We start from the raw sequence: 22,252 nt of genomic DNA, 5'->3' as shown, positions 1-22,252 counted from the left end.
CTGTTGTCCCTACGCGTTGAAATGTCTCGCGCCGGGGCGCAGGTAAACCCAGCCGTTCAGGGCCAGACAAACGAGATAGAAGACAGCAAAGCCGTACATGGCGTGGGCGGGTTCGCCGCGCTTGATCTCTTCGCCAAGAATTTGCGGAATGAGGAACGCGCCGTAGGCCGCCACCGCCGACGTCCATCCCAGCACCGGTCCCGCACGTTCGCGGTTGAACACGACACCGATGGTGCGGAAGGTTGAGCCGTTGCCGAGGCCTGAAGCAAAGAACAGCACAATGAAAATGGATAGCGTAACCGGGAAGTATACTTCCGGCGTTGCGGACCCGTAAGCCAGGGAGAGATAGTACCCGCCCGCAACGGCCCCCGCCACCATCGCCACCGAGCACAGTTGGGTAACCGCGGCGCCGCCCCACCGGTCGGCCAGCCAGCCTCCCAACGGCCGGGCAACGGCACCGACGAAGGGGCCGATCCACGCGTACACGAACGCCGACGGCCCCTGCCCGTTGACCGTGGTGTGCGTCAACACCCCACCCGCATCGGGCACGTGCGAGAACCCGAAGATGATGGTGATGGCCAACGGCAGCACCGCTGAAAACCCGATAAAGCTTCCGAACGTCATGGTGTAGATAAGGGTCATCACCCAGGTGTGGCCGTTGCGGAAGATCCCGTACTGGTGACGCAGGCCCTCTTGTGCATGTCTCGGCAAGACAAAGCGCATCGCAAGCACCGTGGCCGCCGCCACGGCGGGCACGACAATCCACTTCGAGATGGTCACGCTTGCGCCGCCGCCGCTTTCGGGAAGCATGAGCCACAGCCCGACCGCGCTCATGACCACGCCGACCCCCAACAGCTTCACGATGATGACGCCGGCTTCGGACAAGGGCGGAACACGCGGCGTCACGCTTGAAACGCCCAGGTTGTTCATCCCCCAGCGCACCGCGAACAGCAGCGGAACTATCGCCGCGACCCACATCCAGCCCGCGTTCTGCGGGTGGGCGAGCGTTCCCGCCGCGATCTGCCCCACCGGGGTTCCGCTGGACTTTTGCAGCACCATGCCCGCGCCCCCGAACACCGCGGCGGTCATCGCGAGGGGCGTCACGAATTGCATCACCGTGATGCCGAGGTTGCCAAGCCCTCCGTTGAGGCCCAAGGCCAGACCCTGCATCCGTTTGGGGAAAAAGGCGCTGATGTTGCTCATGCTGCTTGCGAAGTTTCCTCCGCCAAGCCCCGAAAGAAGCGCCAGACCCTGGAACACCCACAGCGGGGTATCGGTGTTTTGCAGCGCAAGCGCAGCGCCGACGGCCGGAAACAGAAGCAGCAAGGTTGTGAGCAGGACCGTATGGCCGCCCCCGCACAAACGGATGAGGAAGGTTGCGGGGATGCGCAGCGTCGCCCCCGAAAGCCCCGCAATGGCCGTGAGCGTGAACAGCTCTTGGCTGGAGAACGGGAAGCCGAGGTGCAGCATTTGCACCGACAGGATGCTCCACATCATCCACACGCCGAACCCGCAGAGCAGCGCCGGAATGGAAATCATGAGATTGCGCCAGGCAACCCGCTTCCCTGTTTCGGACCAAAACCGCGCGTCATCCGGTTCCCAGCGGGTGAGAGAACGTGCCATCAGCGGTTCCCTTCCTTTTGAGAACCGAAATCCTGCGGAAGCCTTAGGCCGGGATGCGCCTCCTTCTCCATGCTGCGGATGGCGAGGTGCATCCACACCAGCGACACCGCTACCAAACCGAACAGCAGCATGAAGCAGGCGCTCCATACGCCCACCACGTCATTCATGAAGCCGAAGCAGATGGGCAGAACCCAGCCGCCAAGGCCGCCCACCAGCCCGACCATGCCGCTGACCGCGCCGACACGGTCGGGGTAGTAGGACACGATGTGCTTGTAGACCGCCGCCTTGCCGAAGCTCATGAAGAACCCCAGCACGAACGCGATGGCCGTGAAGCTCCACACGCTCCAGCTGAAGCTGAAGGCGAGAGGCCCCTCGATACCGTGCACGACGTAATCGGTTGGCGGATAGGAAAGCAGGAAGCAGCAAAAAAGGCTGACCCAGAAGGTGGCGTACATCACCGCGCGCGCGCCGTAGCGGTCGGAAAGCCAGCCGCCCCAAGCGCGGAACACGCTTGCCGACAGCGAATAGCTTGCCGCCAGAAGCCCCGCCATCTTGATATCCACGCCATAGGCGCCCGTGAGATAGCGCGGCAGCCACAAGGCCAGCGCCACGAACGCGCCGAAAACGAAGAAGTAATAGAGCGAGAAGCGCCACACCCGCGCATCCCTCAGCGGCTCGAGCTGCTGCAGGAAACCATCGGCCTTGCGGCCTTCCTTGCAGCGCGCGGCAAGAGACGGTTCATCCTTGGTGCCGAACCAGAAAACGGCAGCCATCACCACCAAGGCCCAGGCCCACACCTGCGCCACGATGGGCCAGCCGAAGGCGATCATCACGTAGGGCGCCACGAATTTGGTGACCGCGGCCCCCACATTGCCCATCCCGAGCACGCCCATGGCCATGCCCTTGCGCTCGGGGGGAAACCAGTGCGCAACATAGGTGATGCCCACCACGAACGACCCGCCGGATAGGCCCAGCCCAAGTGCCGCCAGCATGATCTGCGTATACGTTTGCGCCCCGCTGAGGAGGAAGGTGGACAAGGCCGCCGCGAGCATCACCCACGTAAACATCACCCGTCCGCCGAACTGGTCGGTCCAGATGCCCAGCGCCAGGCGCACCAGCGAACCGGTGAGGATGGGCGTTCCGAGCAGGAGCCCCAGTTGCGTATCGGAAAGGCCCAGCTCTCGCTGGATGCGCACACCAATGATGGAGAAAATCGTCCAGACCGCAAAGCAAGCCGTGAACGCGAGTGTACTCAGTGTCAAAGCGGAGGCGCAGTCGACAGGTGAGGTTCTTATTTCATTACTCATGGTGGGGAAAATGACCCATCGCCATGAGCCTCACTTGAGTCACATCAAGAATAGATGGAAATCATTCCTTATGCTGACGGTGTGTAACTTTTGCAACCGGACCAGCATGACAATGTCTTCGCTAATGCCTCACACCTCTGCCGAAACCACGCGGGAAAGCCGCCACGCCCTTCTTTCTGGAGTCGGAAACAAAGGCATTTCGGAAATGAAAGCTGCCCGCATCGTCCTCATCGGATGCGGTGGTGTTGGTCAAGCCGTCGCCGCCATGCTGGGAGCCTCGGGCATCGGTGCGCTTACCCTTGTCGATGCCGACAAGATATCCGCCACCAACCTGGGGCGCCTGCCCCTGATGCAACCGTCGGACATCGGTCGTTCCAAAGCCGACGCCCTGAAGGAAGCCCTTCTGCGCAACAACCCCAACCTGACGGTGGATTGCATGACCCGCGCCATCACGTCATCGTTGCTGCCTTCGCCTATTGCAAATACCGACCTCATCATCGACGCCACCGACAACTGGCCGACCCGCAAACTGCTTGCGCAGCATTGCCGTGCTGCGCGGCTTCCACTGGTCAGCGGGGGCGCGCTGGCCGCTGAAGGGTGGGTGGGCACCTTCCTTCCGCACTCACCCCCGCTGGAGTCTTGGCTGGGACAGCCCCGGCAAACCGCCGACAGTTGCGAGCATGTGGGTGTGCTTGCACCGCTGGTCGCCGCCATCGGCAGCCTTATGGCCATGGAAGCTTTGAAGGTGCTTTGGCAGCGCTCTTCTCCGGCGCAATGGGCCACCCTTTCCGGGCGCATCCTCTATTTCGACGGCCGTTACGGCGATGTCAGGGTTCAATCCCTCGGTTAGACTATTCTTTCCTGATGCCGTGGCGTTCCGCCTCCAGCACGACAGGAGGCTCCACCTGAATGACGATACCATTTTCCGGTTCGGCCTCGAAATCGCGCCAATCCCGCTCCGAGAGGCGCACTTCCCCACTTGCCGGCCACCCCACCAACGACGACGCGCTCCCCCTTCCCCGCACCACCGAAAACGCAAACCCCCATGCCTGGAAGCGCACAAAGCCCGCGCGAAGCTCGGCGAACTCTTGCGCCGTAAGACGCACGCGCACCCCTTCCATTGATATGCGGAGTTTCATGACGGGCGCCCTGAACTTCTTTCCTGCCGCACGATGGCCTCCCATTCGGCGGGGGTGTTGGCATTCCCAAGGGCGGCGGTATTTTCTGGAGGCAGCCAAACCGCGCCCGGCACCATCCGCCACAGTTCTTGCAGCGAGGGGCTCGGATGCTGGGCATGATGCGCCAGCACCGCGCTCGATGCGGCATCCACCCGCATGGCAAGCGGCAGGGGATGTCCTGCGTAAGCCAAAAGCGGCGCCGCATGGCTGGCCATGTGCCGGATCAGCGCGGCATCGAGAAACGGCATATCGACCGGCACCACCACCATGCGGCCGGGCGCAACACAGAACAGCCCCGACAGTTTGGCGACGACCGTGGACAGCGCCGCCACCGGCCCCCGGAACGGGCGCGCATCCGGAATGCAATGGTGGCCATTTACGTGAGGACCCGACACGACGACGGCATCGCACCCCGATGATTTGAGCAAGCCCACCTGACGGTCCAGCATGGGAACACCGTGCCACCGGAGCTGCGCCTTGTTGGTGCCCATGCGGCTTGAGCGGCCGCCCGCCAGAACGACCCCCAGCAGGCTCATGCGATGCTGCCGCCCCTACCCCGCGCCTCCGGCAGGGGGGTTCCTTCCAGCCACGCGCGTTCCCCATCCGCGTAGACTTCGCATTTCCACACCGGGGCGCGGCGTTTGACTTCCTCGATCAGATAGCGGCTTGCCTCATAGGCTTCATTGCGCCGTGCTGCCCCCACCGCAATCAGAACGCCCACCTCTCCGACGTTGACCCGGCCGTAACCGTGATGCACCGACACCAGCCGCAGGTTCCAGCGGTCCAACGCTTCCGTGGCGATGCTCATCAGCACCCGCCGCGCTAAATCCGGCGCGCAATCATACTCCAGCGCCACCACAGGGCGCCCAAGGTTGAGGTTGCGGACAACACCCGCGAACGTCAGCACCGCACCGGCATCGCCTTCAAGCGCAAGCTCGGAAACCAACCGCTTATCAAGCGGCCCTTGATGCACGTTCACATCCAGCCGGGCGGACGCCGAACCCATAGTCAGCCTCCGCACACCGGCGGCAGAACCGCCACCTCGCTATTCAGGGGAAGCTCATCGTCCGGCCTCAGCACCCGTTCCGCCGTCGCAAGCGCGATGGCCTGGCCGTTGAGAGGTATTTTCTCCAGCAGCATGTCTTGGGCTTGGCGCACGGTGCAAGGTGACGGAACCTCAAGCGAAAGCGTCCTCCCGCCATGGGCACCGCGGGCCATGCCATAGAGGGTGAAGATCACGGACGGCATGGAGCAAGGTTCCAGTGGGTATCAACAAAGGGCGAAACCTCGACGAGGCTCCCGGCCTCATGCCGCCCCGTCACATGAATCCAAGCATTGCAGTCCGCCAGGTTAGAAACGCGGTGGGATTCGTTTCCGGAAAGGGGGCGCACGACCAGCCGCCCTTCCGCCGAAACCCGAACGACAGCCCGCAGGAACGTGCGGAAGCCTGTCCGTCCACCGCACTCATCCTCAAGCTTCGCTTTGTGGGTTTCCATTCCCTTCAGCGGTTGAAGGCAGCGCAACAGGGGTGCCACCACGGCCTGTAGGCCCAACACCTGCGACACCGGATTACCAGGAAGCCCCACCAGCACCGCGCCATTTGGAAAACGGACCACCAGCAACGGTTTTGAAGGTTTTATGGCCAGCCTGTGCAGCAGAACCTCTCCGCCCAGCGAGGCCGCGACAGCGGGCACGAAATCCGCGACACCCTTGCTGACGCCTCCCGTCGTCACGATAAGACGCTGCCCCTCCGCGAGCGTGTCCTCGAGCGCCTTGCGCAATCCTCCCTGCGTATCGTGCACTTCCGACCACGCCACGCGGCCACCGCCAAGCTTGCGCAACCAATGCAGAAGGCAGGCTCGCGTGCTTTCATACACGCTGAAACCGGGCTTGCGCGCCACACCATTGCAAAGTTCGTCGCCGGTCTGGATGAGCGCCACCGGGATGCGGCCGCAAATCGAAACCGTTCCGACCCCGCCCGCGCGCAGCATCAAAAGATGGTGGGGCGCAATCGTGGTTCCGGCTTTCAGCAGCACATCCCCAAAAGCAAAGTCTTCGGCGGCCGCGCGGATGTTCTGCCCTTCCGTCAGCTTGTCCTTCCAATAAAGACGCCCCTCCTCCACACGCGCGTCTTCCACCGGAATGACGGCACCGGCTTCCACGGGAACCGGTGCCCCCGTCATCACCGCGCAGGTTTTCCCCGCCGCAAGCCCCGGCGCTTCCATGCCGGCCAGTACGGTTGTGCCGATAACAAGCCCGGTTTCTCCCTTATCGAGGCAGCACACCGGAACCGCCCACCCATCCATGGCCGACATCCGGAATGGAGGGTTGGATACCTTGGCACGGATATCCTCGGCCAGCCTGCCCCCGATAACGCTGGGCCCGACCACCTCCTTTGTCGCAGGTACGTCAACGCGAAGCCCTTCCAGCCGCTTTGAGGCGTCCTCCCAACTCGTCAGCATCCTCATGACCCTTTCAGCATCGTGGCAAGTGCATGCGGCAGCATCGGCGCAATGGCCTCAAAACATTCCGCAACGGCCTTGGGGTTCCCAGGCATAGCAACGATCAGTGTTTCTCCATGGACAACAGCAACGCTGCGGCTCAAATAGCTGGTGGGCGTATAGGCCGTGCCTTTGGCACGCATCACCTCGCCAAACCCCGGCACGGTTTTTCCACCAAGCTCGAGCAACGTTTCCGGGGTGATATCCTTGGGGCCAAGGCCGGTGCCGCCGCTGGTCACCACCAGTTGCGCCCCCTCCCTCACAAGTTCGTCGATCGCCCGAAGCAACGCTTTTGCATCATCCGGCACCACTTGAACCGGAAGGACCTTCACCGCACCGAGCTCGGCAAGACTCGCTTCAATTTGAGGCCCTGCCTTATCGGGATACTCTCCACGGCTGGCGCGGTCGGACAACACGATTCCACCGCATACGAAATCGACAAGCGATTCATCATTGTGTCTCAGGCGCTCGGCTACGCGGCGTGAAGGCTGTAATTGATGGGCTGTCATCATTCTCCATTCATGGCCCATTTCAAAATGGCCACGAAAACCCTGACACGCCCAAATCGAAGCCAATTGATGTGCATCAACCCGGATATCTTTTAATACCCTCATGCTTCGTTATGAATACATTTCCAACGTCCAGCGAATTCCTCGCCGAAAAATACGACCGGCCCGTTCCGCGCTACACAAGTTATCCGACCGCGGTGCAGTTCAGCGACCAGATCACCTACCAAACCATCAACGCGTGGCTGACCGGGTTGGACCATAAGGCTGCAGTTTCCGTCTATCTCCACCTCCCGTTCTGCCCATCCCTGTGCTGGTACTGCGGTTGCAATATGAGGGTTACGCACAGCGAGACACTCATGCAGGACTATCTTGCGGCCCTTCAACGCGAGATCGCGATCGCCGCGAGCCGCCTTCAACACCGACTTGATATTTCCACCATCCACCTCGGAGGGGGAACGCCAACCTACTACCGGCCGGACGACCTCAAGCGTCTGTTCTCCGCAATTGGGACGCATTTCGACATTCTTCCCGGAGCCGAGGTTTCCGTTGAAATCGACCCCCGCCGCTTTGACGCGCCCCTGGCGCGGGCGCTTGGCGACATCGGCATCACCCGTGCAAGCCTTGGCGTCCAGGATACAAACCCAGCGGTGCAGCAGGCAATCGGCAGGATACAGCCCCTCGAGCAAACCGCCGCCGCCTTCAGTTTGCTTCGCGACGCCGGGATAAAGGCCATCAATGCCGACCTCATCTACGGGCTTCCGCTCCAGACTACGGAGAGCATCCAACAGACCGCGCGCGATGTGGCATCCCTCGGAGCATCCCGCATCGCCCTTTACGGATACGCCCACGTTCCGTGGATGAAACCCCACCAGAGGCTGCTTGAGAAAAACCCAATCCCCGGCGCCGTCGAGCGCCTTCGCCTGTTCAACGCCGCCGCGCGTGTCTTCCACTCCGGGGGATACCAAGCCGTTGGGATTGACCACTTCGCGCACAAACGCGATGCCCTTGCCAAGGCCGCAGCAAAGGGCACTATGAACCGTAATTTCATGGGCTACACCACCGACAGCAGCCCAACCATCCTCGGGTTCGGCGTTTCCTCCATAAGTTCATACCCCGTCGGGTATTCGCAAAACACCACTTCCATCAAAGATTACCTGCATCAAATGAAAGACGAGCGCCTTCCAGTATGGAAAGGCTACAGGCTAACCCGCAAAGATATCTGCGCCGCACGCATCATCACCTCCATCATGTGCAGGCTTGAGGTCGATGTGGCGGGGATTGCGCAGGAACACGGTTTCCCTCCTACAGCCCTTGTTGCCAACGCCCAGAACCTTATGCAGATGCGAACAGATGGGCTTATCGAGGGCGATATCAACGGAACGATCCGGGTTACTTCCCTCGGAAGACCCTTCACCAGGATTCTGGCCTCGTGCTTTGACGCCTACATGAAGCCGTCAACGCAACGGCATTCGCGCTTATAGCCCGAACATGCGGCATTGGATTTTATCGCGATCCCTGCATTTGTGGGAATTGAGCGGATCGCAAGCGAAGCAGAGGGTATCCCGCGCCTCAAGCCGCACCTGCCTGCCCTGAACATGGATGCCCCGTGCCGAAAGCAATTTCAGGCAACGCGAGAACGTTTCCGGCGTTAGCCCAAGGTGGTTGGCGACCTCGGCCTTCTCGTAAGGCAGCGTGATCTCCACCTTCGGCCCTCCACTCTCAAGCATGACCCGGAGCAGGAAGTGCGCGACACGCTCGACCGCAGGATGCATCGTGACCAGTTCGAGCTGGTACATGAGCTCATTTGTCCGTTCGGACAGAACGCCAAGCATATTCATTGCAAAGCGCGGAAAGCTTCCGATGCAATGCGTCAACGAGCTCGAAGGGATGGCAAACAACACCGCATCGCTTTCCGTCTCCGCACAGACTGGCGACGGCCTTCCATAGAATACAACATTCTCCAGCAGGCTTTCCGACGGCCCCAGCAAGCGGGTGATGATTTCGTCCCCGTCTTCCGTGCAACGGAACACCTTCACCCTTCCCTCAAGGATGATGAAGATCCCAACAGGGCTATCTCCCTGATTGATGATCCGCACGTTGCGCTCAAATTTCCTGATGATCCCAACTCGCGCCACCCGCTCCGCGGTCTCCGGATCAAGCTCGCCGAAAAGACGGCTCCGCAACAACGGAGCCACACGTTTGGTATCACCAAGTATCCCATTCAAAGCCGGGGCAATATTCATTCACATCAAGTCTAACCCATCGCTCACAAGTGAAAAATAGCGCAAATTTCACACAGCTCATGAAAGGTCAGCAGCCAACAAGAGGAATATCAAAACAGTTTACGGGCATCAAAAAGGCAATAATGCAACAACACCCCAACCCAACGTAAGGCACGGCGGGGATTTCCCCGCTCTCCTTATGCAGTCCAATCCCGTTCCTGATCCCGCGTTTGCAACCTCACCAACACCGCATCGATCGCTTCACAGAAGGAGGCGCTCGATTGACAGTTTGCTGTCACCACGTGCCCCGTCGGGATCTCCCGTGCCTTCCGCACCAGCGCATCAAGCTCAGGAAGATCCTCAAGCTCAACCAGGACATCAGGTCTCGTCACCATTGCCCCAATCTTCGACAGCCCACCGAACGGACCAACCGTAAACCGCTCAATCATCCCGTGACCGCGCACGGTCGCCGCGAACCCCACGCCAACACCCAGCATCGTGCCGGCAAGCACATTGCTCCCCTTTTCGGCTTTCGATAGCAGCCATGCAGCAGCGCCATCCTCAAAGGCATCCGCCATCTTTTCAAGCCCGTGGACAACAGCCGCGTCCTCCATCCGGCGCGGAACGTGCCCACCCCTCCTGAAGAGAGCACGCTCAACAACCGCCAAGCGTTGCTCGATGCGGGCTTGCTGCCGCCGCAGCACCTCTCCAGCAGCAGGAGCAAGCACTCCCTGCCGTCGGGCAAGCAGGCCCATCAATGTCTGAAAAAGTCCGTTGGCGATCGCCTCGTCGTGCTCCGAGTTCCCCCAATCCAAACCAGTCGTCGCATACCGCTCCGGGTGATCACGCTGCAAAACAGCTCGCTTATCGAAGCTCACTCACATTTCTTTCCTTATACTGATTATTGTATACGCGAGCGCTGCTTTCTCCGCAAGAGCACACACACACCATCCCTCTCATCTGGTCCGGCTGCTTCACACACACAGAGCTTCTCTTCTTTCACGCGCTGCGCGGCTCGAAAGCCTGCGCCTAAGCCGAGCCGCCCTCCCGTCAAGGACGTTGCCTCGCGGCGTTGCCGCGCCCTGCGGGTGACGGGCCCCGGCCGGCCCGGCTTCAGGACGGCGCACGAGCCGCGCAGCGGATGCGGCTCGTTCAAGAAAGGAAGCATCCCATGACCAGGAAACCACCCATCGACATCTACCAACAGGTGACGGACGCCATCGTCGCGGCCATCGAATCCAATCCAGGCGAATACCGCATGCCGTGGCAGCGCTCCGGGATCGGGCTCACCCTCCCCGTCAACGCACTCACCAACAACGCCTACAACGGCATCAATGTCATCGTTTTGTGGTGTACCGCGGCCGAGCGCGGCTACGTGGGCCCGTCACGCTGGGCGACCTTCCGGCAATGGCTTGAACTCAAGAAACCCGTGCTGACTGGCGAAAAAGGGACCCCCATCTGCTTTTACAAGCAGTACGATGTCGAGCCTTCGGCCGATAACCCCGACGACGACGGAAAGCGCCTCGTCGCCAAGCACACCCACGTCTTCCACGAAAGCCAGACGCAGGGGTATCTCCCGCCTCCTGAAGCCCCCGCCATGCCTCCCCTTGAGCGGCATGGTTTAATGCGCGCGCTCCTGGAGGCTACAGGTGCTGATGTGCGCGTCGGCGGTGAGGCGGCATTCTATGTCCCCTCCGCCGACTTCATCCAACTCCCGGATGAAAAGCACTTCACACAAGACGATGCGGGCGAAAGGACGTTCCAGTTTGAGTCCACCGCAGCACACGAGCTGACCCACTGGTCCGGCAACCCCAAGCGCCTGGCCCGCGATCTCAGCGGCCGCTTCGGAACGTCAGGCTACGCCTTCGAGGAGTTGGTCGCGTTATCTGGACAGTCTGGCTGTGAATTATCTGGACAGTCCGGCGCGACTCGCAGCGAACTCTGATACGGGCGTTGAGGCCACGATTTCGCTGTCCATCGACCTCAGCGTTGGCCGTGGTTCTCCGCCGCTGAGGCCGGAGCTGGGACGCGTAGCGGACCAGCGGAGGGCTCAGCGGCGGAGCGCATCTTTTCAATGTCCAAGTGCGTGCGTCGAGAGCGGGGGCTCGTCTCATGATCACGCTGTTGGAGGCAAGTGCGCGGTCGGCCGCGGAGAACGGCAATGTCACCGCCTGGAGCCGGACGGCAGGGGCGCCGGCCATCCTGCGCGATGGCGCGCCCTACGATCCCCATCTCGATCGCTTCCTCGCGGACCTGCCACTCAATGGCGTGCGCTCGCAGCACAGCCTGCGCAGCTACGCCTACGATCTCCTCGTCTGGGTGCGTTTCCTCGACGAGGCACGCGGCAAGACCGTGTGGCTAGCGACGCGCGAGGATGTGGGCGCCTACCATCGTGCCCGGCGGCACGACGAGGCCGCGAACCGCATCTCCGCCGCAAGCTGGAACCGCGCAGTGGCGGCGCTCGACAAGCTCTATCGATGGGCGGTCGAGGAGGGTCTCATAGCCCAAAGTCCGTTCAACTATCGCGACGTGTGGCGCCGGATGCCATCCGGCCGTGGCCGCACGATGACCGTAACGCGCAACCAAGCCTACGAGCGCGCCGCCAAGCATTCCGACGTCAAGTTCATCACCATCGAGGATTACCGGCACTTCCGCGATGTCGGCTTGCTCGGGCTCACCCCCGAGGGCAGCGATCGGCCCGGCGCCCGCGACCGCAACGGCAGCCGCAATGCCCTCTTCGCCGATCTCCTGATCTCAACTGGGCTCCGGCTCGAGGAGGCCTCATCCCTGCTCGCCGTGGAGATCGAGGAGGCGATCCGCGCCAGCGTGGGCCGCGACAAGCAGGTCGCCTTCCGATTGCCTGCTTCACTGACGAAGGGCGACAAGGGCCGCACCATCCGCATCCCGGCCTCGCTGCTCGCCCGCCTGCGTAGCTACCTGGAGGTCGAGCGCGCCGTCGCCGTCGAGAAGTTCAAGATGCGCGGCGGCATCATGCGCATGTCGGCGGCCCTGACGTGCGGTGTCAACGCCGGCAGGATCGAGGTCGCCACGGCGAGCGGCGAGCGGAGGCCGATGCGGCTCGACACCGTGACACCGGACGAGCGCCGCCGGCTCGTCATTCGAGGCAACGACGACACGCCGATCGAGCCCGCCGCCCTGTGGCTCAGCGAGGTAGGCCTGCCCGTCGCTCCCAACACGTGGGAGGTCACCTTCACCCGCGCTTCCCGCCGCTGCCAGGCCGCCGGCCTCGCCTTCGACGTCAGCCCGCATCAGCTGCGGCACAGCTTCGCCGTGCACATGCTGGCGTTGCTGATCCGGCAGCGGTTCGGCGATGCGCACAAGGATCAGGATCTATCCGGCGCGGCCTATCGCCGGCTGCTCGGCGATCCCCTGCAGCAAGTTCAGCGCCTGCTCGGGCACGCGAGCGTCGCCACGACCTATATCTACCTCGATCATTTGGCCGGTTGCCAGGACACGGTCGACGCCGCCGTCGAGGATTTGCTGTCCGGCATCGAGACGCCGCAAACGGTCAAGGCGGCGGCATGAGCGGCAAGGGCAAGGCGCGGCCGCGCAAGGGGCAGCGGGTCTCATTCAAGCGTGCCGATGGCCAGTCATCGGCACGGAGATCCGATGCCGTCACCGGCTTGCGCTTCACCGTCGACACTGCACATGGCGGCACGGCCCTGATCGAACTCGTCGTGCTGCGACCGCGTCGTTTGGCGCTCGCCTTCGGATCGGCGCTGCGGGAGCTCGCGCCGACCATGGTGCGCTCGACCGTGCTGCAGCACCTCAATGGCCTGAAGCGCTTCTTCGTGTTCCTCAACGAGACCGCGCCCACGATCGACGGCCCCGAGCATCTGCGAGCTGAGCACATCGACGGATTCGAGAGCTGGCTCGAGGCTCAGGGTGTGACGACCATTCACCGTCACACCATTATCGCCAAGGCCATCATCGCGCTGCGCACCATCGATGCGGGCCGGCCAGGCCTGCTCGACGAGAAGCTGCGGCAGCGGCTCGGCTACACGAGCGCGCGATCGCTCGGCAGGTCGACGCCACGGGATGCCTACAGCGGCTACGTCGCCAAGCAGCTGCGTGATGCGGCGCGAGCCGATATCCAGGCCATCACGCGCCGGCTCAAGTCGCCAGCCCCGATCGAGCATGCCGACGCCACGTTGCGCGGTCACCTCGAGGCCGCCGCCGAGGTGATCGAGGCCGAGGGCACGATCGGCCATACGCATCCGGTCCTGCTCTCGTTCTACCGGCGGTTTCACCTGCTCGGTCTCGAGAACGGCACGCCGATCCGCGATCTGCACGCCCGCCGCCATCTGCTCGCCGAGGACGTGATCCCGTTCTTCGTCCTGCTCAGCCTGGAGACGGGGCTCGAGCCCGAGTGCGTTAAGGCTCTGCGCCTCGACTGCCTGCGCAATCCGGCGTCCGGCACGGTCGAGATCGATTATGTGAAGCGCCGCGCACGGGGATCGGAGTGGAAGCGGCTGCGCGTCCGCGACGGCGCGTCGTCCACGCCGGGCGGCATCATCCGGACTCTAATCGAGCTGACGACGGCCGCCCGCAAGCACAAGCCGAGCGACAGCCTATGGCTCTACTTCCACACTGGACGCCTCGCCGATCGCTTTCTGCACCCGCAGGAGATGATCGATATCTGGGTCGCGCGCCACAATCTCGTCGATGATGCTGGCCAACCGCTGCCTCTGCTGCTCTCCCGCCTGCGCAAGACGCACAAGGCGCTCTGGTACGCCAAGTCCCAGGGCGATATGGCCCGCTTCGCCGTCGGCCACACGCCGGAGGTCGCCGCCCGCCACTACGCCGATCTGCCATCGCTGCGCCACCTGCACGAGCAGGCCGTCGTCGACGGCCTCAACGATGCGCTCAGCTCTGCGCTGCAGCCTCGCATCGTCACGCCCGAGGAGGAGGCGGTCGCTCGCAAGGCCCCTTCAACGCTGCAGCTTCCCGTGCCGGCCGCCCAGGTTCGGTCCATGTTGAGCGGCAAGCAGGATGTCTGGCTGGCGAGCTGCAGCGGCTTTCACAACAGCCCGTTCGCGGCCGACGGCGAGCCGTGCGCCGAGCCGTTCTGGGGCTGCCTCGAATGCCGTAATGCCGTCATCACCGCGCGCAAGCTGCCCTCCATCATCGCGTTCCTCGACTTCATCGTCGTGCGCCGCACCGAGATGGCCGAGGCCGACTGGTGGGCCAAGTTCGGCCGCCCCTGGTCGCGCGTCACACAGCAAGTTTTGCCGGCGTTCTCGGAGGCCGTCGTTGCCGATGCGCGCGAGAAGGCCAAGGCGCTCGAGCATCAGCCCTATCTGCCGCTGGAGACGCGCGCATGAGCAAGGCAACGGCCCTGAAGCTCGTCCCGGCCGCCACCCCGCATCAGCTTGCTGGCAAGCCGGTGCTGGAGAGCGCAGCCCTGCGCCGCGGCCACAAGCGATCGGCCTTGTCCCGCTTCGAGGACAGCACCTGGGATTTGTCGCCAGCCGTGTTTCGCGAGAACGCACGGGTCTGCCACGTCACCGCGCATTTCGACGGCATCGAGGACGCGAGCGTCGCGCGCACGCTGCGGGAGTTTCTCTATGCTCGGCTCAACTTCGATATTCCCGGGCACCGCGGCCGCCTGCCGCCCGGCAGCATCCGCCAGCTGTTCAACCGGGCGCGCCGGTTCCTAGAGTTTGTGGCCGAGAAGAAGGGCAACTGCAATCTCGCCCGTGTCGATCAAGCCACGCTCGACGCCTACCGCAATCACCTGACGGCAGATCCGCAGCGCCGCCCCATTCAGGTCGCGCATCTGCTCGAGGTCGTCGTCGATCTCCACCATTTTCGGGATCACATGCCGTCCGGCGGACTCGTACTGCTGCCGTGGAAGGGACGCTCGGCGCATGTCGTCGCCGGCTCGAAGCAGACCGCGGGCGAGAACAAGACGCCGCGCCTGCCCGAGGCGGTGATCGCTCCCCTGCTGCAATGGTCGCTCAAGTACATCACCGTCTTCTCGGCCGATATCCTAGCCGCACGCGCCGAGCTCGAGGCGCTGGAGGAACGTCACAGAACACTAGTCACCGAGGATAGGCGCTTCTCGCCGTCCACCCGCAAGCAACGCCGCCGGCAGCGGCTCATCACCTATCTCGATCAGCTGCGCGCCAACGGCCGTGGCGTGCCGATCTGGACCACATCGCACAATGGTGCCGTCCGCCAGGATCCGATCACGGGCACCTCGACGCCGCCGGTGAATGCTCTCCTCATCCATCTGCATATCGGTCTCGACGCCCAGGCCGAGCCGGCCCAGCACGTGCTGCTCCGCAAGACGACCAAGGCACTCGTACTCGATGCGATCGATGCACTCGGCACCGAGGTTGGCGGGATGGACACGGCCATCTCGATCGACCCGGACACCGGCAAGCCTTGGCGGCTGCGCTTCGACGCCAAATCTCTGCTCCTCGAGGAGCGCATGCTGCAGGCAGCCTGCTATATCGTCTGCGCCTACTTGACCGGCATGCGCGACTGCGAGGTGCAGGCGATGCGTTCGGGTTGTCTCGATGTCGAGCGTAGCGAGGACGGCCTTATCGAGCGGTATCGGATCAAGAGCACCGTCTACAAGCGGCGCGAGGTGCGCGGCCAGGCGGAGAAGTGGATCACCGTCGAGCCCGTCGCCAAGGCCATCACGGTGCTCGAGCGCCTGACCGAGCACATCCGGCACCGCCGGGGTGGCGACACGCTGTGGAGGGTGCTCAGTGACCACGGCAGCAAGGATCACATCTCGGCCGAGATCGTGCGCCAGCTCAACACCTTTCGCGACCACCTGAACGCTCAGTTCGGCACGCCCGAGGCGCCGATCATCCCGCCCGGCCCGGACGGCAAGCCGTGGCGCATCACGACGCGCCAGTTCCGGCGCACGGTCGCCTGGCACATCGCGAACCGGCCGTTCGGCACGGTCGCCGGCATGATCCAGTACAAGCACAGCGGCATCGCTGCCTACGAGGGTTACGCGGGCTCGAGCCGATCGGGCTTTCGCAACGAGGTCGAGCGCGAGCGCGTCCTCGGCCAGCTCGACGACGTGCTCTCCTACTTCGAGCACCACCGTGCCGGCGAGGTGCTGATGGGACCGGCTGCAGCCCGCATCTCGAATGAGCTGAGCCAAGCCGCCGACAAGCTCGAGCCGCTCCCCGGCCACATCGCTGATCCCGCGCGCGTCCGCGCCATGCTCGCGCACGTGGCCAAGACGCTGTTCGTCGGCGTGTTGAGCGACTGCTTCTTCGACCCGGCGACCGCCCTCTGTCTCAACGGCAAGACCGACCACAGCCGGCCGGCCATGGCCCAGTGCCGCCCCGACCGCTGCCCCAACTCCTGCATCACCGACCGCCACCGCCCGCTGTGGGCCAAGGCCATCACCGACGGCGAGGAACTGCTCAAGACAAGGCGGCTATCGCCGCTGCAGCGCGAGGCGATCGATGCAGACATCACAAAATATCGCAAAGCCATCCGAGTGTTCTGAGGGCCGCGACCTCACCGCGCGCAAGGAGGTCTGAACTTGACTCCCGTCAATGCGTTCATCAAGCTATAGAAGCTATAGATTTTTGCATGCTACCATTGTCTGGAGGTTGACCATGCGCAACACACGTAAATCGCTCCTTGCGAGCATCCTTGTTTCCGCCACGCTCCTTGCCGGGGCCATCAGTGTACAGGCTCAGCAAATGCAGCATGGGCCGGGCATGATGGGTCCAGGAATGATGGGTCCGGGCATGCCCATGGGCGGCGGCATGATGGGGTGCCCCATGATGGGCGGCCAAGGCATGACGATGGGCCAGATGCCCATGGGCGGCATGGGTCCCGGCATGATGATGACGGGCCCGGCGATCGAGGGCCGTCTCGCCTATCTCAAGGCTGAGCTCGGCATCACCGAGGCGCAGACGGCGGCCTGGAACGGCTACGTCACGGCAGTCAAGGCGCGCCAGTCGGCCATGCAGGGCACACACCAGGGGATGATGCAGGCGTGGCAATCGGGCACCGCCGTTGCTCGCCTCGACGCTCATACCAAGGCTATGGAGAGCATGGTTGAGGCCCTCAAAGCCCTGAGACCGGCGACCGATGCGCTCTATGCCGTGCTGACACCGGATCAAAAGACGAAGGCAGATCAGCTGCTCGGCATGGGCTGCTGCATGATGTGAGGACCACGATGCTCCGCAGCTTCACCCTGGCTTTGGCCCTTGTCCCGGTACTCGCAGTGCCGGGCTGGGCGCAGACCAATCCTCAAGGCTGGCCAATGCATGAATGGATGTGGTGGTGGGGGCCATGGCACATGCTAATGCCCCTGCTGTTTCTCGGCCTCATCGTGGCCGGGGTCATCTTCCTCGTTCGCAAGCTTTGGCCGGATGAGCCGCGGCACTTTGGCGGCAGCCGCGCCCTCGACCTGCTCGACGAGCGCTATGCCAAGGGCGAGATTGATCGCGAGGAGTACCAGCGGCGCAGGCAAGACATTCTCGGCAGGTGACGTCATGACCTTCTATATTGCCAAGACCATCCGGGCGCCGTTCGACGCCGCCATCGACAAGGTGACGGCAGCGCTCAAGGAGGAGGGGTTCGGCGTGCTGACCGACATCGATGTAAGCGCCGCGCTCAAGAAGAAGATCGGCGTGGACTGGCGCCCCTATCGTATCCTTGGCGCCTGTAATCCGCCGCTCGCGCACCGCGCCCTGCAGGCCGAGGACAAGATCGGCACCATGCTGCCCTGCAATGTCATAGTGCAGGACGTGGGCAACGGCCAAGTCGAGGTCGCCGCCATTGATCCGGCCGCATCGATGGAGCGGGTTGGCAAACCGGAGTTGACTGAGCTCGCGCACACGGTTCGAACCAAGTTGCAGGCAGTCCTCGCCAGGCTCTGACGCCGTCTCAATCACCGGCGAGGATCGCTCAGTGCCTCCATGATCCGGCAGTCCTTCATCTGGCCGCCATGGCACGAGGTGACCAAATCCTTGAGTGCCCGCTCGAGGGCACGCAGCCGCGCGAGCCGCTCCCTGACGACTTCCAAGTTCGCTTCCGCGATTTCAATCACCTCGCCGCAAAGCCGGTCCGGCTTCGAAGCGAGATCGAGAAGCGTGACGATGGTTTCGATCGTGAAGCCGAGATCGCGGGCATTGCGGATGAACGCCAGCCGGCGCACGTGGTCGGCAGCATAGCGTCTCTGGTTGCCCTCGGTGCGCGACGGCCGCGGCATCAGGCCGATCTGCTCGTAGTAGCGGATGGTTTGCACATTGGTGCCCGTCCGCTCGGCAAGGCCGCCGATGCTCAGTTCTTGACCAGTCATCAATAACGATCCCCTTGAACCTATAGTAGCTATAGGTTGTAACATGGCCTTGAATGACAAGCCAAGATCCTCCGGAGCAAACCATGCCAGCAGTCCAAGAGCATCGCTTCCAAGTAAGCGGAATGGACTGTCCGTCCTGCGCAGCCAAGGTCGAGACCGCCGTCGGCCGTTTCGAGGATGTCTCGGACGTCACCGTCAACTTCGCGACGCAGGTTCTGACGTTCCGCGCTTCGGCTGACGGGACGCGTCCGGACGCCATCGGGGACGCCGTCCGCAAGCTCGGCTATGGGGTCGAGCCGATAGCGCCTCGGCCGATATCTCGCGTCGACGAGAAGTTCCGTGTGGACGGCATGGACTGTCCTTCCTGCGCGGCCAAGATCGAGACGGCTGTGCGGCAGCTGCCGGGCACATCTGACATCGCCGTCAACTTCGCGACACAGATCTTGAGTGTTCGCCTCGATGCGGCCACGACACCCCCGGATACGGTCATCCAGGCGGTGACGAAGCTCGGCTATCGCACCCAACACATCGAGTCCCTCGACGGTCGTGAGCAGGCCGAATCGCGTGCGGGAGCAGCGCCGGCAGCTGACGAGGATCAGCAGACATGGTGGAGCACACCGAAGGCTCGGCTCATGGGATTGCTCCTTGCGTCGGCGGCGGTTGGCCTCGTTGCGTGGCTGAGCGGAGTTGCAAGCGAGCAGCTTGCATTCCTGCCGACGGCGCTCATCGGCCTCGCTTATTTCGGCCGCCGCGCCGTCGCCAGCGCACGTGCGGGCACGCCGTTCAGCATCGAGATGCTGGTCTCGCTCGCTACCGCGGGCGCGGTCGTCATGGGCGCGAGTTCTGAAGCCGCCCTGGTCAACGTTCTGTTCCTTCTGGGCGAGCTGCTGGAAGGCCTTGCCGCCCGCCGCGCGCGCGATGGCATCCGGGCGCTCGGCAAACTGATCCCGCGCACCGCATTGCTGGTCGAGGGCGATGTGACGCGGGCTGTCGAGATCGACTCGCTGAGCATTGGTCAGGTCGTGCTTGTGCGTCCCGGCGACCGAGTACCTGTCGACGGCACCATCATCGACGGCTCGTCCGATCTCGACGAGGCGGCTGTGACGGGTGAATCGATCCCGGTTCCGAAGACGCCCGGCAGCAGTGTCGTCGCCGGGAGCGTCAATACAACGGGCGCTCTCAAGGTTCAGGTCACCCGGCGGGTCGAGGACAATACGATCAACCGCATCATCCACATGGTCGAGGAGGCACAGGCGACCAAGGCCCCGACAGCCCGACTGATTGATCGCTTCAGTAGGTATTACACGCCCATCGCCATCCTGATCGCAGCGCTGACCATGGTCCTGCCACCGATGGCATTTGGCGCGGACTGGAGCACATGGTTCTATCGCGGCTTGGGTCTTCTGCTGGTCGCCTGCCCGTGCGCGCTCGTGCTCTCGACACCGGCCGCCATCGCGTCGGCGCTTGCAGCCGGTGCACGCTCCGGTCTGCTGATCAAGGGCGGCGCGGCACTGGAAGCCATCGGCAGCGCTCGCACGGTCGCCTTCGATAAGACCGGCACGCTTACGGTTGGTAAGCCGGTCGTCACGGATATCGTGCCCATCGACGGCACGGCCGATGCGCTCTTAAGCCTCGCTGCAGCCGTGGAGCAGGGCTCGAGCCATCCCATCGCTCGCGCGATCACCGAGCGCGCCACAAGTGCCGGGATTGCGGTGCCCACTGCGACCGATCAGCGAGCGATCGCCGGGAAGGCTGTTGAAGGCGTGGTTGCAGGCGCGCGCATCGAAATACTGTCGCCGCGCCATGCGGCCGGCCTGGACTACGTGCCCGACACGCACCCAACCATCTCCGCGCTCGAGGAGAGCGGCAAGACCGTCGTGATTGTCGCCAAGGACAAAGCGCCGATTGGTTTCATAGCCGTGCGGGACGAGCCGCGCCCGGACGCTGCTGCGGCCATCACTCGGGTCCACCAGCTTGGCGTCACACCCATCATGCTTTCTGGTGACAATCGGAGAACGGCAGGCGCGGTCGGCAAAGCGATGGGCCTCGAGGTACGCGCCGAGTTGCTCCCCGACGGCAAGCTGCAGGAGATCGCGCGCCTCAAGAGCCAAGGCACCGTAGTGATGGTTGGTGACGGCATCAATGACGCACCGGCATTGGCCGCAGCTGACGTCGGAATCGCCATGGGTGGTGGCACCGACGTGGCGCTCGAGACGGCTGATGCGGCGCTGCTGCATGAGCATGTCGGCGGTGTAGCTGACATGATCGAGCTGTCGCAACGCACCCGCCGCAACATCGCTCAGAACGTCGTCATCGCTCTAGGGCTTAAGGCAATCTTTCTCGTGACGACGATCACTGGCGCGACGGGTCTGTGGCTCGCCATCATGGCGGATACGGGCGCGACCATCCTTGTCACGCTCAATGCCCTACGGTTGCTGCGCCTCACAGGCCGCGAGCAGGATCGCACCACCCGAGACCGCCGCAAGAACCTCCGCCCGGTGGAGGCCAGCGCATGAAGAGCTCGACAAAGCTCCTGCAGTCATCGCCGGTCGCCTTCGGACTAGTCGTTATGACAGTCGCGATGTTGGATCTGTGGTCGAAGTCAGCGATGATCGCTTGGCTTACGCCAGCCCGGCGCACCGTTGAGGTGACACCCTTCTTCAACCTGCGCCTCGGCTACAACCCTGGCATCAGCTTTGGCCTCTTTCCCGCAGAGAGCGACCTTTCGCGGATGCTGCTGATCGGATTCGCGCTGCTGGTGACCCTTCTCGTCGTGTGGCTCGGATTGCGATCGCGGGTCTGGATCGAGCGTCTTGGCTTTGCACTGATTGCTGGCGGCGCCGTCGGCAATATCGTCGACCGTGGCAGTGACGGCCTTGTTACCGATTTTCTCGATTTCCATGCCTTCGGCTGGCACTGGCCGACGTTCAATCTGGCCGATGTGGCGATCACGGGCGGCGTGCTTGTACTTCTTGCTGCCAGTTTCATCGGCGATCGTTTCGCCCAACCCAGTCAGGATCAAACGCGATGATAAGAGCGACAACAGCGGTCCGCCGGACGAGCGCTCACGTTACCATGACTAAAGGAAGGCGCATCGCACAGTTGCTGTCGTTTCTCGTGATCCTACTTCCGGCAGCGGCAAGGGCAGCTTCGGTCGAGATGATGACCACATCGGGCTGCTCATGCTGTCATGCCTGGGCTCGGCATCTGCACGCTGCTGGTTTCGAGGTGACGGTTAAAGACCTGGCAATGGGCCAACTGATGCGTGCCAAGCTGGATGCCGGGGTACCCGCCACGTTGGCCGCCTGCCACACGGCGCGCATCGGCGGCTATGTCGTCGAGGGCCATGTGCCCGCGCGTGAAATCCAGAAGCTGCTAACAGAGCGCCCCGACGCGATCGGGCTCGTCGTCCCCGGTATGCCGATAGGATCACCCGGGATGGAGTCCGGCGATCGTCGCGAGGCCTATGAGGTGCTGCTGCTCAAGCGGGGTGGCAAGACGGAGGTATTTGCACGCTACGAATAGCTTTGCGTAGTCGTTTTGCGACAGGACCACTTTTCACTATTCACCGTCTGACGCGATTTCAGACTGTCAGGATAAGT

General features: G+C 63.3%; 23 protein-coding genes. 12 read left to right on the top strand and 11 right to left on the bottom strand.

Annotated elements, in window-relative coordinates; translation table 11 throughout:
• Positions 1 to 9: 9 nt before the first annotated feature.
• Positions 10 to 1,623 carry an MFS transporter gene (locus tag F812_RS27165; protein WP_020087506.1) on the bottom strand — a complete coding sequence of 538 codons (1,614 nt, stop codon included), beginning with the start codon at positions 1,621 to 1,623 and terminating at the stop codon, positions 10 to 12.
• The gene (locus F812_RS27160; RefSeq protein WP_083929257.1) at positions 1,623 to 2,930 is read right to left on the bottom strand and encodes an MFS transporter; all 1,308 of its coding nucleotides are present in this window, start codon (positions 2,928 to 2,930) and stop codon (positions 1,623 to 1,625) included. The genes F812_RS27165 and F812_RS27160 overlap by 1 nt, the downstream gene beginning before the upstream one ends.
• Positions 2,931 to 2,964: 34 nt before the next feature.
• On the opposite strand from F812_RS27160, the gene F812_RS0118680 reads away from it, so the two are divergent.
• A complete protein-coding gene (locus F812_RS0118680; RefSeq protein ID WP_198011236.1) occupies positions 2,965 to 3,780 on the top strand; it encodes a HesA/MoeB/ThiF family protein in 816 nt (271 codons plus the stop codon).
• Position 3,781: 1 nt separating this feature from the next.
• Here the strand turns inward: F812_RS0118680 and F812_RS0118675 are convergent, their stop codons facing one another.
• From F812_RS0118675 to F812_RS24635, 6 genes are read right to left on the bottom strand one after another with little or no spacing between them, the layout of a single operon-like run.
• Positions 3,782 to 4,069: a hypothetical protein gene (locus F812_RS0118675; RefSeq protein ID WP_020087503.1), complete on the bottom strand. Its 288-nt coding sequence runs from the start codon at positions 4,067 to 4,069 to the stop codon at positions 3,782 to 3,784.
• A complete protein-coding gene (gene mobA, locus F812_RS0118670) occupies positions 4,066 to 4,644 on the bottom strand; it encodes a molybdenum cofactor guanylyltransferase (protein ID WP_020087502.1) in 579 nt (192 codons plus the stop codon). Before mobA ends, F812_RS0118675 begins: the two co-directional genes overlap by 4 nt.
• Positions 4,641 to 5,114, bottom strand: coding sequence for a molybdenum cofactor biosynthesis protein MoaE (locus tag F812_RS24640; RefSeq protein WP_020087501.1), 474 nt, complete (start codon positions 5,112 to 5,114; stop codon positions 4,641 to 4,643). The genes mobA and F812_RS24640 overlap by 4 nt, the downstream gene beginning before the upstream one ends.
• 2 nt (positions 5,115 to 5,116) lie before the next feature.
• A complete protein-coding gene (locus F812_RS0118660; protein WP_020087500.1) occupies positions 5,117 to 5,356 on the bottom strand; it encodes a MoaD/ThiS family protein in 240 nt (79 codons plus the stop codon).
• Complete coding sequence (locus F812_RS0118655; RefSeq protein WP_040498886.1) at positions 5,344 to 6,570, bottom strand: molybdopterin molybdotransferase MoeA; 1,227 nt, start codon at positions 6,568 to 6,570, stop codon at positions 5,344 to 5,346. Before F812_RS0118655 ends, F812_RS0118660 begins: the two co-directional genes overlap by 13 nt.
• A gap of 2 nt (positions 6,571 to 6,572) precedes the next feature.
• Entirely contained in the window at positions 6,573 to 7,121 is a 549-nt protein-coding gene (locus F812_RS24635) for a MogA/MoaB family molybdenum cofactor biosynthesis protein (RefSeq protein WP_198011235.1), read from the bottom strand.
• On the opposite strand from F812_RS24635, the gene hemN reads away from it, so the two are divergent.
• Positions 7,091 to 8,599: an oxygen-independent coproporphyrinogen III oxidase gene (gene hemN / locus F812_RS0118645; RefSeq protein ID WP_198011234.1), complete on the top strand. Its 1,509-nt coding sequence runs from the start codon at positions 7,091 to 7,093 to the stop codon at positions 8,597 to 8,599. The genes F812_RS24635 and hemN overlap by 31 nt on opposite strands.
• Here the strand turns inward: hemN and F812_RS24630 are convergent.
• The gene (locus F812_RS24630) at positions 8,594 to 9,361 is read right to left on the bottom strand and encodes a Crp/Fnr family transcriptional regulator (RefSeq protein WP_020087495.1); all 768 of its coding nucleotides are present in this window, start codon (positions 9,359 to 9,361) and stop codon (positions 8,594 to 8,596) included. The genes hemN and F812_RS24630 overlap by 6 nt on opposite strands.
• 176 nt (positions 9,362 to 9,537) lie before the next feature.
• Positions 9,538 to 10,218 carry a hypothetical protein gene (locus tag F812_RS0118635; RefSeq protein ID WP_020087494.1) on the bottom strand — a complete coding sequence of 227 codons (681 nt, stop codon included), beginning with the start codon at positions 10,216 to 10,218 and terminating at the stop codon, positions 9,538 to 9,540.
• 293 nt (positions 10,219 to 10,511) lie between these two features.
• Between F812_RS0118635 and F812_RS24625 the strand changes: the two genes are divergently transcribed.
• From F812_RS24625 to F812_RS0118600, 7 genes are all read left to right on the top strand, one after another.
• Entirely contained in the window at positions 10,512 to 11,285 is a 774-nt protein-coding gene (locus F812_RS24625; RefSeq protein WP_020087493.1) for an ArdC family protein, read from the top strand.
• Positions 11,286 to 11,452: 167 nt separating this feature from the next.
• The gene (locus F812_RS0118625) at positions 11,453 to 12,886 is read left to right on the top strand and encodes a tyrosine-type recombinase/integrase (RefSeq protein WP_020083913.1); all 1,434 of its coding nucleotides are present in this window, start codon (positions 11,453 to 11,455) and stop codon (positions 12,884 to 12,886) included.
• Positions 12,883 to 14,685: a hypothetical protein gene (locus tag F812_RS0118620; RefSeq protein WP_020083912.1), complete on the top strand. Its 1,803-nt coding sequence runs from the start codon at positions 12,883 to 12,885 to the stop codon at positions 14,683 to 14,685. The genes F812_RS0118625 and F812_RS0118620 overlap by 4 nt, the downstream gene beginning before the upstream one ends.
• Positions 14,682 to 16,841: a hypothetical protein gene (locus tag F812_RS0118615; protein WP_020083911.1), complete on the top strand. Its 2,160-nt coding sequence runs from the start codon at positions 14,682 to 14,684 to the stop codon at positions 16,839 to 16,841. Before F812_RS0118620 ends, F812_RS0118615 begins: the two co-directional genes overlap by 4 nt.
• 112 nt (positions 16,842 to 16,953) lie before the next feature.
• Positions 16,954 to 17,514, top strand: a complete 561-nt coding sequence (locus tag F812_RS0118610) for a Spy/CpxP family protein refolding chaperone (protein WP_020083910.1) — start codon at positions 16,954 to 16,956, stop codon at positions 17,512 to 17,514.
• Between the two features lie 131 nt (positions 17,515 to 17,645).
• Entirely contained in the window at positions 17,646 to 17,837 is a 192-nt protein-coding gene (locus F812_RS26845) for an SHOCT domain-containing protein (RefSeq protein ID WP_198011110.1), read from the top strand.
• Between the two features lie 4 nt (positions 17,838 to 17,841).
• A complete protein-coding gene (locus tag F812_RS0118600) occupies positions 17,842 to 18,228 on the top strand; it encodes a DUF302 domain-containing protein (RefSeq protein ID WP_020083908.1) in 387 nt (128 codons plus the stop codon).
• A gap of 11 nt (positions 18,229 to 18,239) precedes the next feature.
• Here F812_RS0118600 and F812_RS0118595 read toward each other — a convergent pair whose 3' ends face one another.
• A complete protein-coding gene (locus F812_RS0118595) occupies positions 18,240 to 18,650 on the bottom strand; it encodes a MerR family transcriptional regulator (RefSeq protein ID WP_020083907.1) in 411 nt (136 codons plus the stop codon).
• An 83-nt stretch (positions 18,651 to 18,733) separates the two neighbouring features.
• Between F812_RS0118595 and F812_RS24620 the strand changes: the two genes are divergently transcribed.
• Genes F812_RS24620 through F812_RS0118580 form a run of 3 tightly spaced genes read left to right on the top strand, consistent with a single transcriptional unit; the run spans position 18,734 to position 22,175 of the window.
• The gene (locus F812_RS24620; RefSeq protein WP_083929010.1) at positions 18,734 to 21,166 is read left to right on the top strand and encodes a heavy metal translocating P-type ATPase; all 2,433 of its coding nucleotides are present in this window, start codon (positions 18,734 to 18,736) and stop codon (positions 21,164 to 21,166) included.
• The gene (gene lspA, locus F812_RS0118585; protein WP_020083905.1) at positions 21,163 to 21,681 is read left to right on the top strand and encodes a signal peptidase II; all 519 of its coding nucleotides are present in this window, start codon (positions 21,163 to 21,165) and stop codon (positions 21,679 to 21,681) included. Before F812_RS24620 ends, lspA begins: the two co-directional genes overlap by 4 nt.
• Positions 21,682 to 21,725: 44 nt before the next feature.
• Entirely contained in the window at positions 21,726 to 22,175 is a 450-nt protein-coding gene (locus tag F812_RS0118580; RefSeq protein WP_040497730.1) for a DUF411 domain-containing protein, read from the top strand.
• The last annotated feature ends 77 nt before the right edge of the window (positions 22,176 to 22,252 follow it).

This window comes from Hyphomicrobium zavarzinii ATCC 27496, assembly GCF_000383415.1.
Classification (GTDB): Bacteria; Pseudomonadota; Alphaproteobacteria; order Rhizobiales; family Hyphomicrobiaceae; genus Hyphomicrobium_C; species Hyphomicrobium_C zavarzinii.
The sequence above is the reverse complement of the archived record's forward strand: the minus strand, read 5'-3'. Positions and strand labels throughout refer to the sequence as shown.